Here is a 12,778-nt window from a genome sequence, read left to right on the forward strand (position 1 = left end):
CGGGGAGATCGCCACCGCCTGGGGGACCCCATGTCGAAGCTTCGCAACCGTCGCACGAACCTGCGCAGGACCGCTGTCGCGGTGACCGGCGCCGCCGCGCTGCTGGCCCTGCTGACCGCGTGCAACGGCACCGCGAGCGGTTCCGTCAGCGCCGACGGCGGCACGGCGGCCCCGGCGGCGGGCGACTCCACGACGGCGTCCGGCTCGACGGGTGGTGCGAAGGGCGGCTCCGGCACCGGTTCCGGCACCGGCAGCACCTCGGGCTCGTCGTCGGGCACCTCGGGCTCGTCCACGTCGGGCGGCTCGTCCAGCTCCGGCGGCTCGTCCGCCTCGGGCGGCTCGTCGGCCTCCGGTGGTTCGGTGCCCGCCTGCCAGGCATCCCAGCTCGGCTACTCCTGGGCCGACTCGGGCAGCGGCACCGGCCAGCAGAAGCACGCGGTCGTGGCGCTCACCAACAAGAGCGGCCACTCCTGCACGATGTACGGCTTCCCGGGCGTCGACCTGGTCAACAGCGGCCGGACGTGGTCGCTGCAGCGCACGAACGCCGCCGCGAAGCGGGTCACCCTGGCGAACGGCGCCTCCGCCGACTTCACGATCACCTTCCTGGTGTCGGACCAGAGCGACTCCACCGCGTTCACGCCGACCACGGTGGTCGTCACCGCGCCCGACCAGCGCTCGTCGTTCGACCTGCCCTGGCACGGCGGTCCGGTGGTGCTCCAGGACGGCGCGACGCACCCGGGGACGTTTGTCGGCCCCGTCGGCAGCTGACCCCGGGCCGCCCGGTTCACCCCGCGTCGCGCACGCACCGGAAGCCGGTGTGGCCGGTGGAGCTGTCGGGGGTGTTGGCGGTGCGGGCCGCTACCCGGTAGCGGTTGCAGTAGGAGGCGTGGCAGAGGTGGGAGCCGCCGCGGATGACCCGGGCGGCGCGGTGGGCGGCCTCGTCGGGACCGGTGGCGGTGACGGTGGTGGTCCAGCGGTCGGCGCACCATTCCCACACGTTGCCGGAGGTGTTGTGGAGGCCGTACCCGTTGGGCGCGAAGGCGTCGACGGGGGCGGTGCCGCGGTGGCCGTCGGCGGCGGTGTTGCGGGTGGGGAAGGTGCCGCGCCAGATGTTGCACCGGTACTCCCCGTCCGGGTCCAGCTCGTCCCCCCACGGATAACGGGCCTGTTCCAGACCGCCCCGGGCCGCGTACTCCCACTCCGCCTCGGTGGGCAGCCGCTTGCCGGCCCAGGAGGCGTAGGCGGCGGCGTCGTACCAGGAGACGTGGACGACGGGATGGTCGCCGAGCCCGTCGAGCCCGCTGCCGGGTCCGGCCGGCCGGTTCCAGGCGGCCCCCGCGACCGCACACCACCAGGGCGTCTCCGGCGGCCGCGGCGCACCCCGGCGCAGCGCGGCGGGCAGGAACCCGGCGAAGACGTAGGACCAGCCCAGCCGTTCGGCGTCGGTGACGTACCCGGTGCCGGCGACGAACGCGGCGTACTCGTCGTTGCGCACGGCGCAGGCGTCGATGCGGAACGGCGGCACGCGCACGGCCCGTATCGGCCCCTCCCCGTCCGCCGGGAAGCCGTCGGCGTCCTCGGCGCCCATCAGGAACTCACCGCCGGGCAGCGCGACCATGCCGGTGTGCTCGGGAGCGGTGCCGCCGGGGGCGGGAAGCGGCCGGGGCACCGCAGGACGTACGGCGGCGGAGGGTGCGCAGCAGGCGGACGGCGGCTGGTTGGGCTCCATGTCCGGAGTGTGCCGCAGCCACCTGTGACACCGGCCGCGGGGGCGGTCGGGCGAGGCACGGCCGTGGCGCCGGCCGCACTGCATAATCGCCCCATGGCACCCCCCTCGGCCGCCGCCGCGTGAACATCACCCACCTGCACCGCCGCCTGCTGCCCGACCTGCTGTCGGTCGGCGCCGCGTACCCCCTCGCCCTGACCGGCGACTACGCGGCCCAGGCCCACGGCCTGTTCGACCGCCCCGGCCGCAGTGTGGACGCGGCCACGCAGAACCCGCGGCCCATGCCGGCGATCGCCGAAGCGGTCGCGGCGGGCCTGCGGGAGCGCGGCTGGCATGTCGTCGCCCGCGAGACGGACCCGCTGTCCGCCCAGCTCGTCGTCACGGACCCGGTCTCGGCGGAGGAGAGCGAGGTCACCCTCGTCAAAGAGGCCTTCTGGCACCCGCCGGTGCGGACGGAACTCGGGCCGGCCCTCGCCCTCGAAGACGTGGTCGGCATGCGGGTCTGGGCCCTGACCGACCGTGGCCTGCCCCGCGACCTGCTGATCGTGCACACGGCCGCGGACCGCTGGAGCCTTCCCGACCTCGAGGACCTGGGCCGCCGGCACGCCCGCGACACCTTCGACCTCACCGACCTCCAGTCCCGGCTGACCGGCACGGACTGGATCGACGACCGGGAGTTCTCGGCACTCGGCCTCGACGCCGCCGCGGTCAGCGCCCTCCGCCGCTGGGCCCAGACCTGGGCGGACGACATCGCGGAACGCCTGATCGAGGCTCAGCCCCCGGAGGACTGACGCCCACCGGGTTCACCGCCCCGACGGCTCGCTCCGCGTGCCCCGGTCCCGCCAGAGGGCCAGAGCCTCCACCCCGAGACCGGCCACGACCAGCAGGATGCCCGGCCGGAGGAACACCGTGAGGCGCCGCTCGACGCCGCCGAACAGCATCAGGTTCGTGCCGAGCGCCAGCACCAGCAACGCCATCGCGATCCGCATGCCCGCAGTGTGCCGTGCTCCGCTGCCGCGTGGGGGACACGGTGGTGGGGGTGGTGGCGGGGCGGGAGTTTCCTGTGAGCTATGGTGACTCGCTTTTGTCGCGTACCTATGGGGGGTTTGATGCGGCGAATCACAGTGGCCGCGGGCGTCGTCACCGTACTCGGGCCGCTTCTCCTGGCAGGCGCGTCGACCGCGTCGGCCGCGACCAAGGGGTCGCTCACCGTCAGGACGCTGGACCGGAGCGGCAAGCCGGTCTACGCGCAGGTGGCGGTGTACAACACGAAGACGGGCGACTTCCGTTTCATCCAGGGCAACAAGAAGACGTCGCTGCCCAACGGCGGTTACGAGCTGGCCACGTCCTTCGCCGGCGGTGACGACGAGGACGCCTTCGTCGGCGGCCACAGCGTGCGGGTCTCGGGCGCCACGACGACCACGTTCGACGGCCGCAAGGGGCGCGCGGTCAACGTCTCGCTCAGCCCCGCCCCGGGCAGCGGATACGACCACATGGTCAGCGCGGCCGTCTGCGCCACCGACGACAGTCCGGCCGAGATGAGCATTTCGGCGTCGGCGGGCGACCTGTACGCCATCCCGAACACCAGCACGGCGTACCAGCTGGCCTACGGCACCACGTACCAGCCGCGGTCGGCCGACAGCGGCGACTTCTGGCTGGCGTCCGGCAGGCACAGCCGCGGTGTGCCGTCCGGGGTGTCGGCGAAGCTCACGAGGTCAGGGCTGACCACCCTCAAGGTGTCCGCCCGGTCCGGCCCCGACAGCGGACAGGCGCAGTTCTCGTTCGACGGCGAGCCGACGGGCGGCGACAGCTGCTCGTGGTCCACGAACATCCTCGGCTTCCAGCGCGACCTGCCCGCCTCCTTCGCCGTCCACGTCCCGGCCGGCCGGTGGGACGTGAGCCAGCAGAGCCACGACTACATCTACAACGGGTTCCACACGTACGCGGCCGGAAAGACGACCTCGCTGTCCCTCGGCCACGCGGTCTGGGGCCCCGGCGGGCGGCTGCCCTACACCTGGTACCACCAGCTCTACTTCGGGGACGACAACCTGTTCGCCGACCCCAAGCTCACGGGCGGCGGGGTGCTCGCCTCCGGCAGCGTGAAGCTCACCCACGCGGGCAGGACGCTCTACTCGCACACGTACAGCCCCTCGACGCAGCTCGACCCGCATCCGCGGATCCCCGGCTCGGGCTGGTACACGCTCACCGAGACCGGCCACCGCGGCGGCCTGCCGTCCGGCTCGCTGTCCACCTCCGCCAGTCTCTCGCTGCACTTCTACGCGGACGCGGGCAAGAACCAGCAGATCCGGAACTACATCACCCGGTTCTGGCCGGAGGCGCTGAACGGCAGGAACCAGGCGGCCGCCGGGTCGACCACCGTCGTCGACCTGGGCATGCAGCGCCTCGGCACCGACGACGGCACGATCCGTCAGCTGTCGGACGGGGTGAAGTCCGTCCGCGCCTGGTACACCACCGACAACGGCGCCCACTGGAAGGCGGCCACCGTGAAGCTGTCCGGCGGCAAGCGGACCATCGCCGTCCCCGATCCGGTCGCCGGCGGCCGGGTCGGCCTGCGCTCGACGGTCACCGACACGCACGGCGACACCTCGACGACCACGGTGTACAACGCGTACGCCGTGAACTAGCGGGACCGCCGACGGGAGGGGCGAGCCGGATTCCGGCTCGCCCCTCCCCCGTTCCCGGGCTCCGGCGTCAGGCGGGCTGCCAGAGTTCGATGCGGTTGCCCTCGGGGTCGGTGACCCAGCCGAAGCGGCCGACGCCCGCCATGTCCTGGGTCTCCCCCGCGACGTCCGCGCCCTTGGCGCGCAGTTGCGCGAGCATCGCGTCCAGGTCGCGGACCCGGAAGTTGAGCATGGTCTGCTGGGTGCGGGAGCCGAAGTAGTCGGTCCCGGACTCGAAGGCCGCGAACACCGTCGGCCCGGCCGCCGGCTGCCACAGGCCGTTGTCGTCGGCGTCCAGCCCCAGGCAGTCGCGGTACCAGGCGCTCAGGGCCACCGGGTCGGCCGACCGCAGGAAGTACCCGCCGATTCCAAGCACACGTTCCATGCCGCCATCGTGCCCCATCCCGCCCGGACCGCGACCGGGAGACGGGTACGTGTGAAGTCGGGGGGCGCGCGGTACGGACCTAGGTGCAAGGGTGCCGTGCCGGTCGTGGGGAGTCGTCGTGAGCAGTATCGCCATCGTGGGGGCCGGGCCCGGCCTCGGGGCCGCGGTCGCCCGGCGGTTCGGGCGGGAGGGGTACGCGGTCGCGCTCGTCGCCCGGGACGGGGAGCGGCTCGGGGCCCTGGCGGGGCAGCTCGCCGGTGCGGGTGTCCGGGCCCGCGGGTTCTCCGCCGACGTCAGGGATCCGCTCGCCCTCGCGGGGGCGCTGGCGCGGGCCGCCGAGGAGCTCGGGACCGTCGAGATCCTCCAGTACAGCCCGGTACCGCAGCCGGACTTCATGCGGCCCGTCCTGGAGACCACCCACGCGGACCTGCTCGGGCCGGTCGAGTTCTCGGTGTACGGGCCGGTCGCCGCCGTGCAGCAGGTGCTGCCGGGGATGAGGGAGCTGGGACGGGGGACGATCCTGCTCGTCAACGGCGGTACGGCCGTGATCCCGCACCCCGACCGGGCCGGTACCTCCATCGCCTTCGCCGCCGAGAGCGCGTACGGCCATCTGCTGCACGACCGGCTCGCGGACGAGGGGATCCACGTGGCGCAGCTGGTCATTCCGGGGGCCATCGTGGCCGGGCATCCGCGCAAGGATCCCGTCGTGCTCGCCGACGCGCTGTGGGGGATGCACCGCGACCGGCACGGGTTCCGGCACTACGCCGACGATCTGGAGAGCTGACCGGGAACGGTCGATCTGCGCGAACATCACTTGTGGGACAAAATGGTGTTCGCCTGATTGCTCCCGCAGGGAGCCAGCGATGGCTGAAGGGGGCCAGCGATGGCCGTGGAAATACCTCCTCTCCTCAAGCCCTCCCGGCTCAGAAGCCGTGGAGGCCTGCTCGGTGAGTGCCTGGCAGAGTTTCTCGGGACCTTCGTTCTCATCTCGTTCGGCTGCGGTGTCGTGGCGATGGCTGTCGCGGCGCTGCCCGGGTCCGGGCGCGCGGCGACACCGACGACCATCTTTCTCGCCGCCGGTGACTGGCTCCTGATCACCTGGGGCTGGGCCCTCGCGGTGACCTTCGGCATCTACGTGGCCGGCGGCGTCAGCGGTGCCCATCTGAACCCGGCGGTGACACTGGCGTTCGCGGTGCGCCGCAGGTTCCCCTGGGTGAAGGTGCTGCCCTACTGGATGTCGCAGGTGCTCGGCGCCCTCGCCGGGGCGGCGCTGGTCTTTCTCGTCTACCACGACGCGATCAACGCCTTCGACGCCGCGTCGCAACCGCCGAAGGTGGGCGGGCACACCGAGGCGACCTTCTCGATCTTCGCCACCTTCCCGGCGCCGTACTTCCACGGCGGGAACTGGGGGCCGCTGATCGACCAGATCGTCGGTACGGCCTTCCTCGTCATGTTCGTGGTCGCGGTCGTCGACCTGCGCAACACGGCCGTGGGGGCCAACCTGGGCCCGTTCGTCATCGGCCTCGCCGTCGCCGCGATCGGCATGTCCTACGGCGCGAACGCCGGCTACGCCATCAACCCCGCCCGTGACTTCGGGCCGCGGCTGCTCACCTGGTTCGCCGGGTGGAAGAGCTACGCGTTCCCGGGGAACGGGGAGTGGTTCAGCAACTACTTCTGGATCCCCGTCGTCGGTCCGCTGATCGGCGCGGTGATCGGGGTGCTGATCTACGACCTGTTCATCGGCGACGTCCTGCACGCCCGGCTCCAGCTGGGCGAGTTGCCGGAGCCGGGCCGGACCCGTCCGACCACGGACGAGTAGCCGGGGCCTCGACGGAGCCCGCCCCGCACACGGTCTTCCGGTGTTCGCTCGCGAAGTCCGGGTCAGGAGGCCGATCCTGATCCTTGACTCGGCAGCCGCGTGACGCACACACCCCGGGAGACGACCTCATGACCACCAGCCCCCTCCTGACCGGCCTGGGCGCAGAGCTCCCCGAGCTGCGGGCGCTCTACGAGGACCTGCACACGCATCCGGAGCTCTCCTTCGAGGAGGAGCGGACCGCGGCCGTCGTCGCGGGGCGGCTGCGGGAGCAGGGCTGGGCGGTCACCGAGGGGGTCGGCGGCACCGGGGTGGTCGGGGTGCTGGCCAACGGGGACGGGCCGGTGGTGCTGCTGCGCGCCGACATGGACGCGCTGCCGGTCCACGAGGCGACCGGGCTGCCGTACGCATCGAGGACCGACGGGGTGATGCACGCGTGCGGGCACGACATGCATGTCGCCTGGCTGCTGGGGGCCACCGGACGGCTGGCCGCCGTGCGGGACGGCTGGCGCGGGACGGTGGTCGCCGTGTTCCAGCCGGCCGAGGAGGTGGGCGGGGCCCCGAAGATGCTCGCGGACGGGTTCGCCGAGCGGTTCCCGCGGCCGGACGTGTGTCTGGCCCAGCATGTGGCGGCCGCGCCGGCCGGGCTGGTGGGGACCAGGGCGGGGGCGCTGATGGCGGGCGCGGACAGCATGCGGGTCACGCTGTTCGGGCGGGGCGGGCACGGTTCCACGCCGGAGGCCACCGTCGACCCGGTGGTGCTGGCCGCGGCCGTGGTGATGCGGCTTCAGACGGTCGTCTCCCGGGAGGTGGCCGCGGGCCAGCAGGCCGTCGTCACGGTCGGTTCGATCCACGGCGGGACCAAGGAGAACATCATCCCGGACACCGTCGAGCTGAAGATCAACATACGGACCGCCACGGCGGCGGTCCGGGAGCGGGTGCTGGCGGCGGTCGAGCGGGTGGTACGGGCCGAGGCGGCCGCCTCCGCCGCGCCCAGGGAACCGGAGTTCGTCACCATCGACTCCTTCCCGGTCACCTACAACGACCCCCGGGCGACCGAGGCCGTCCAGGCCGCGCTGTCCGGTGAATTCCCGGGCCTCACCTTCGAGTTGACCTCCCCGGTGCCCAACAGTGAGGACTTCGGGGCCTTCGGCACGGCCCTGGGGGTGCCCTCCGTCTACTGGTTCGTCGGCGGCGCCGACCACCGGCTCTACGAGGGCGTGGACCTGGAGTCCCTGGTCCGTGACGGCATCCCCCCGCAGATCCCCGCCAACCACTCCCCGCACTTCGCCCCCGTCCCGGAGCCGACGATCGAGACGGGCGTACGGGCGCTGCTCGCGGCGGCGGCCCACTGGCTCGCCCCCTGACGCCCTCCCCGGCTCAGCGCAGCGCGCTCGCCCGCCGGTGTCCCGGGATCGCCAGCCACCCCGCGGCCGCCGTCCGCGCCGTCGGCAGGAAGCCCGGGTCGGACCGGATCTCCGCCAGCAGATCGTCCCGGGCCGCCATGCCCAGGGCGTAGACCAGGCTCTCCACGGTGGCCGCGCTCACCGGGTCCCGGGTGAGCCGCCAGGCGGTGTGGTGGTGGGCGACGGCGGTGCGCAGGAACCCGGAGTCCGCGTCGTCGGCCGCCACATGGCCGAGCGCGCGCACCGCCACGTACGCCGTGCGGCGCGGCACGCCCGGCCGTACGGCGAGCGCCTTGAGCAGGGCCCGGTGCCGGCGGTCGCCGAGGATCCGCAGCGCCTCCAGCAGGGGCACCGCGAGTTCCTCGTGGCGCAGGCTCGACGGCCGGGCCAGTTCGGCGGCGACCGCGTCGGCCAGCGGTTCCCGGTAGGGGGTGGCCGCCAGCAGGAAGGCCGCGTACAGCCGGACGTCGAAGACCGGCGAGGTGAGGGTCTCGGCGACCAGGGCGTGCGCCACGGTGGTGTCCGGGACCAGGTCCGGTTCCATCGCCCGCACGGGGGCGGTGACCCGGCGGACGGCCGGGGTGAGCAGCCCGGCCGCGCTGTCCCTGGGCCGCGTCGGCGGCGGTGCCGTGCCACGGCCGCCCAGCAGGGTGCGGGCGTGCTCGGGGTGGGCGCGGGCCAGCCAGCGGCGCAGCGGGTCGACCTGGTCGGCGACCGGGCCCGTGCCGGCGGAGTCGCACAGGGCGTGGACCAGGGTGCGCAGCTGGCCGCGGTCGAAGTGCCGGTAGCCGACCTTGCGGAAACAGGCCATCACCGCGCCCCGGTGGGCCAACGGGCCGCTCGGGTCGGTGAGTTCGGCGAGGACCCGGCCGGCGGCGTCGGGATGGCCGCAGTTGTCCAGGGCGCACACGATCTCGGTCGCCGTCGCCCGGGAGCGGCCCGCGGCGAGTTCGGCGCAGGCGAGCACGACGGTACGGCCGCCGCGCGGATGGTTGAGGAGCCGGTTGAGGGTCTCGAAGCGGAGCATCCAGGGCAGGTCGTCGGCGATCACCATCTCCTCGACGAGGCGTTCGGCCAGGCCGTACCAGGTACCGGACGGCATCAGCACGACGTCCGGGCGGGCGCACAGCCCGTCGGCGATCCGGTCCCAGTCCTCGCCGGTCAGCACGGCGCCGGACAGGGCCTGTTCGAGCAGGTCCTCCAGCAGGTCCTCGCCGGTGGTGACCGGGGCGGTGTCCAGGACCGGGGCCGGGGCCAGGTAGCGCCAGACCGTGCGGGCGGTGGCGGTGAGGAGGTTGCGGGGCAGGCCGAGCAACTCCTCGTAGCGGCGGACTGCGGCCCAGGGCACGGCCGTCCGGGCGGTCTCCCAGCGGGACAGGGTGGAGACGCTGACCTCGCGGTCGTAGCAGCCGCCGTGGAAGGCGGTGGCGAAGGCAGGCAGGGAGCGGAAGGCGGGGTCCGTGCCGAGCAGGCGGTTGACGCGCAGCAGCCAGGCCACACGGGGCCGGCGGCCCGGAGCGCCGCCCGCGGTCAAGTGCGTGCTCATGACGGACAGTTTGGCAGCAGTCGTCTGACATCGTGGCAAGTGCGGCAGAGCTTTTCCGTGCCGCATACCCGAGGTGCCGGGAGCGCGGCGGGTCCGTTGCACGCGTCCACCGGATGTGCAACGCGCCCCGGGCGGCGGGCCGAACGGCGGTACCAAGAGGGGGACGGGGGAAGGCCGGCGAGGAGGACGGGGGGCGCGGATGCCCAGGGCTCGACCGCGCGAACTCCTCGCCGGCGACCACCTGCCGCCGCCGGTGGCCAACGGCAAGGCACCACCCGACGGCCCCACAACGCCTGGCAACCGGCCCGCGGGATCTCGCACCGGCCCACGGCTGCCGGCTCCGGCTCACGGGTGGGAGGTCGGCTGGTCCAGGGCCGGGCGGAGGTCCGTGCGGCGGCGGATGCCCAGCTTGCGGTAGGTGTGCGTGAGATGGGTCTCCACGGTGCGGCGGGCCAGATGGAGCAGGGCCGCGATCTCCACGTTCGTGCGGCCCTCGGCGGCGAGTTCGGCGATCCGACGCTCGCTGCCGGTGAGGGAGGCGGCGCCGGTACGGCGTCTGGGGGAGCGGGCGCCGCCTTTCCGCAGGATCACCTCGGTCAGCTCCGACAGCCGTACCGCGCCCTGCCGTTCGGCGTGCTCGGCGGCCTCCCGCAGGCAGTCCCGGGCCCGCGCCGCCTCACCGGCGGCGGTCAGCTGGCGGCCCAGCGCGATCAGGGCGAGCGCCGGCTCGGTACCGGCCGGGCCGCCGTCCCGCAGCAGCCGTACGGCGTCCTCGGTGAGTTCCAGGCCGCGGCGGCCGCCGGTCGCCGTACCGAGGACGCGCAGCGCCCGCCCCACCGTGCGCGGGGTGTCCCAGACCCGGGCCAGCCGCAGCTCCTCCTCGGCCAGCGCGATGGCCTCCAGCGGGCGGTCCAGGGCCAGCCGGCACTCGGCGGCCGCCGTCCGCCAGGGCGTGACCACCGGGCTGATCACCTCACGGGCGGTCTGGCGGCGCCCGCACTCCAGGAAGTCGTCCAGCGCGGCGGCCGGATCACCGGCGGCGGCCCGCACCACGCCCCGCGCGTACAGGAACCGGTTCAGCTCCCAGGAGTCCGGTGCCTCCCGCAGGTCGATCCCGGCCACGAGGCCCGCGGCCGCGGCGCCGCGGCCGGTCTCCACGAGCTCGATCAGCGCCTGCGCGTCGGCGTTGGTGGGCGTGACCGTGTCCGGGACGGCGGCCGGGCGGGTGTAGTCGGCGCGGGCCGCCGCGATGTCCGTACGGCTGTTGAGCAGGGCCTGGTGCATGGGGTGCAGCAGGTCGGGGCGCTGCCCGGCCAGGCCGCGGTCCACCAGCCGGTCGGCCTCGTCGAGTTCGTCGGCCCACTGGGCGACCGCGGCCGCCGTACCGACGAGGATCGGCTCGGTGAGCGGGTCGGTGGGCTCGGCGAGCAGGGCGCGCAGCTGCCGCATGGCGTCCCGGGCCGAGGCGAGGCCCGCGGAGGCCGCGTGCCGGACGAGCAGGGCCTGGCCGGCCGTGCCGACCAGCTCCGGGGAGCGGTCGGCGGTCTCGGACAGCCGCCGGTAGACCTCCTGCCGGATCTCCTGGTCCTGGTCGGACAGCAGTACGGAGGCGGTGTGCAGGGTGCGCACCAGGTCCGGACGGCCGTGGAGTTCGACGTCCACGGAGCGCAGCAGCTCGACGGCCTTGCGGGTGCGGCCCCGGCCGGTCAGCGCGGTGCCCAGGGCGACGGCCGCGCGCACCCGGTCCTGCGGGGCGGCCGGCAGCCGCACCGCCTCGGCGAGCCGGGGGATCGCGGCCGAGGAGCGGGGCGCCGCGTACTCCAGCGAGCCCAGCTCGGTCAGCAGCCGCTGCCGGTGGTCGTCGGAGAGGGGCTCCTCCAGGGCGCGTCGCAGATAGCCGACGGCGTCCTCGGCCCGGTCCTCGTAGAGGGCGACCGCGGCCGCGTCCTGGAGCAGGGGCAGCGCCCAGGGGGCGTCCACCGGGCCGGTCGCGAGCAGCTGGCGGGCCACGGCCTCGGCGGGGGCGTCCTGGTGCAGCATCGCCTCGGCGATCGCCCGGTGGGCGGTGCGGCGGCGGGCGGCCGGGACGCCGGTGAGGATCGCGTCGCGCAGCAGGGGGTGCGGGAAGTGGGGGCGGCCGTCGGCTCCCAGGGTGAGCAGGCCGAGGTTGGTCATGGCGGTGAGCCAGCCGGCCACCCGGATGGGGTCGGCGTCGGCCAGTTCGGCGAGGAGCGGGGTGATCTCGTTCTCCGGCAGGCCGGTGCCGGGCTCCTCCTCCAGGACGGCGAGGGCGCGGGCGACCTCGGTGGTGGCCGGTCCCGCACTGTCCAGCCACCACTGCACGGCGGCCGGGTAGGCGCCCGGGTAGAGGGCGGCCGTCGTCTCGGGGACGTCCGGGTGCCGGCTCTCGTCGAGGTCGTCCAGGAGGGCGCCCAGCAGCAGGGGGCTGCCGGCGGCCGCGCGGACGCAGGCGTCGGTCCAGGACCCGGACGCGGCGGGGAACCGGGCCCGTACCCGGGCGGCCGCGGCGGCCCGGGCGAGGGGGGCGAGGGTGTGGGTGCGGACCAGCGCCGGCGGGAGGGTGTGGGCGAAGCCGGGGGCGGGCGGTTCGAGGTCGTACTGGCTGCGTTCGCCGACGACCAGGAGGATGGGTAAGCGGTCTATGTGCCGGGCGGACTCCACGAGCCAGCGGCGCGAGGGGGCGTCGGCGAGGTGGACGTCGTCCACGGCCACCAGCAGGGGCGAGTCCGCGGCGTAGGCGCGCAGCACCCGCCAGAGCCGGGCGGCGGTGCCCCGCTCGTCCCCGTCCACCGCGAGGTCGGCGAACTCGGGGACCGGGCCGAGGAGTTGCAGGACGGTGCTGAAGGAGATCGCGGTGTCGCCGGGTGAGCAGCGGGCGCGGAGCACCTTCAGGCCGAGGGCGGCCGCCTGCTCGGCGGCGGCCTCCAGGACGGTGGTGCGTCCGGTCCCGGTGGCGCCCCGGAGCAGCACGAGCCGGCCGCCGCCGGCCGGCGTGCGCGCGGCTTCCTCGGCCAACAGGTCGATGGCGGCGGCGAGTTCAGGGGACGGCTGGGTCATGCCTGGCTCCTCGCGGTGCGCTGGTGGGTTCGGGGGGTTAGAGCGGGTGACGGTGGGAGAGGTTGTGGGGTGGCGGGGGCGGGGCGGGGTTTGTTGCGGGGGCGGCACATTTGATACGGGGCTGTGGATCTGGGTACGGG

The 12,778-nt window shown here is 74.4% G+C and carries 11 protein-coding genes; 6 read left to right on the top strand and 5 right to left on the bottom strand.

Features of this window, described 5'->3' with window-relative positions:
* Positions 1–30 precede the first annotated feature (30 nt).
* A complete protein-coding gene (locus IEZ11_RS13625; RefSeq protein WP_189262951.1) occupies positions 31–768 on the top strand; it encodes a DUF4232 domain-containing protein in 738 nt (245 codons plus the stop codon).
* A 16-nt stretch (positions 769–784) separates the two neighbouring features.
* Here the strand turns inward: IEZ11_RS13625 and IEZ11_RS13630 are convergent, their stop codons facing one another.
* Entirely contained in the window at positions 785–1,729 is a 945-nt protein-coding gene (locus IEZ11_RS13630) for a formylglycine-generating enzyme family protein (RefSeq protein ID WP_189262952.1), read from the bottom strand.
* Between the two features lie 119 nt (positions 1,730–1,848).
* On the opposite strand from IEZ11_RS13630, the gene IEZ11_RS13635 reads away from it, so the two are divergent.
* Positions 1,849–2,517, top strand: coding sequence for a hypothetical protein (locus tag IEZ11_RS13635; RefSeq protein WP_189262953.1), 669 nt, complete (start codon positions 1,849–1,851; stop codon positions 2,515–2,517).
* Positions 2,518–2,529: 12 nt separating this feature from the next.
* Here IEZ11_RS13635 and IEZ11_RS13640 read toward each other — a convergent pair whose 3' ends face one another.
* Positions 2,530–2,715 carry a hypothetical protein gene (locus IEZ11_RS13640; RefSeq protein WP_189262954.1) on the bottom strand — a complete coding sequence of 62 codons (186 nt, stop codon included), beginning with the start codon at positions 2,713–2,715 and terminating at the stop codon, positions 2,530–2,532.
* A gap of 120 nt (positions 2,716–2,835) precedes the next feature.
* Here IEZ11_RS13640 and IEZ11_RS13645 point away from each other — a divergent pair, with 120 nt between their 5' ends.
* Positions 2,836–4,371, top strand: a complete 1,536-nt coding sequence (locus tag IEZ11_RS13645; RefSeq protein ID WP_189262955.1) for a hypothetical protein — start codon at positions 2,836–2,838, stop codon at positions 4,369–4,371.
* A gap of 67 nt (positions 4,372–4,438) precedes the next feature.
* On the opposite strand, the gene IEZ11_RS13650 is transcribed toward IEZ11_RS13645, so the two are convergent.
* Positions 4,439–4,792, bottom strand: coding sequence for a VOC family protein (locus tag IEZ11_RS13650; RefSeq protein ID WP_189262956.1), 354 nt, complete (start codon positions 4,790–4,792; stop codon positions 4,439–4,441).
* A 118-nt stretch (positions 4,793–4,910) separates the two neighbouring features.
* On the opposite strand from IEZ11_RS13650, the gene IEZ11_RS13655 reads away from it, so the two are divergent.
* From IEZ11_RS13655 to IEZ11_RS13665, 3 genes are all read left to right on the top strand, one after another.
* On the top strand, positions 4,911–5,576 hold the full coding sequence (locus IEZ11_RS13655) for an SDR family NAD(P)-dependent oxidoreductase (RefSeq protein WP_189262957.1): 666 nt from the start codon (positions 4,911–4,913) through the stop codon (positions 5,574–5,576).
* A gap of 99 nt (positions 5,577–5,675) precedes the next feature.
* A complete protein-coding gene (locus IEZ11_RS13660; protein WP_189262958.1) occupies positions 5,676–6,611 on the top strand; it encodes an MIP/aquaporin family protein in 936 nt (311 codons plus the stop codon).
* Between the two features lie 128 nt (positions 6,612–6,739).
* Positions 6,740–7,975, top strand: coding sequence for an amidohydrolase (locus IEZ11_RS13665; protein ID WP_189262959.1), 1,236 nt, complete (start codon positions 6,740–6,742; stop codon positions 7,973–7,975).
* Positions 7,976–7,988: 13 nt separating this feature from the next.
* Here IEZ11_RS13665 and IEZ11_RS13670 read toward each other — a convergent pair whose 3' ends face one another.
* Both IEZ11_RS13670 and IEZ11_RS13675 read right to left on the bottom strand, forming a co-directional pair.
* On the bottom strand, positions 7,989–9,560 hold the full coding sequence (locus IEZ11_RS13670; protein ID WP_189262960.1) for an XRE family transcriptional regulator: 1,572 nt from the start codon (positions 9,558–9,560) through the stop codon (positions 7,989–7,991).
* 345 nt (positions 9,561–9,905) lie between these two features.
* Positions 9,906–12,638, bottom strand: a complete 2,733-nt coding sequence (locus IEZ11_RS13675) for a helix-turn-helix transcriptional regulator (RefSeq protein WP_189262961.1) — start codon at positions 12,636–12,638, stop codon at positions 9,906–9,908.
* Positions 12,639–12,778 lie beyond the last annotated feature (140 nt).

The sequence above is a fragment of the Streptomyces fuscichromogenes genome (genome assembly GCF_014645815.1).
GTDB classification, from domain to species: Bacteria; Actinomycetota; Actinomycetes; order Streptomycetales; family Streptomycetaceae; genus Streptomyces; species Streptomyces fuscichromogenes.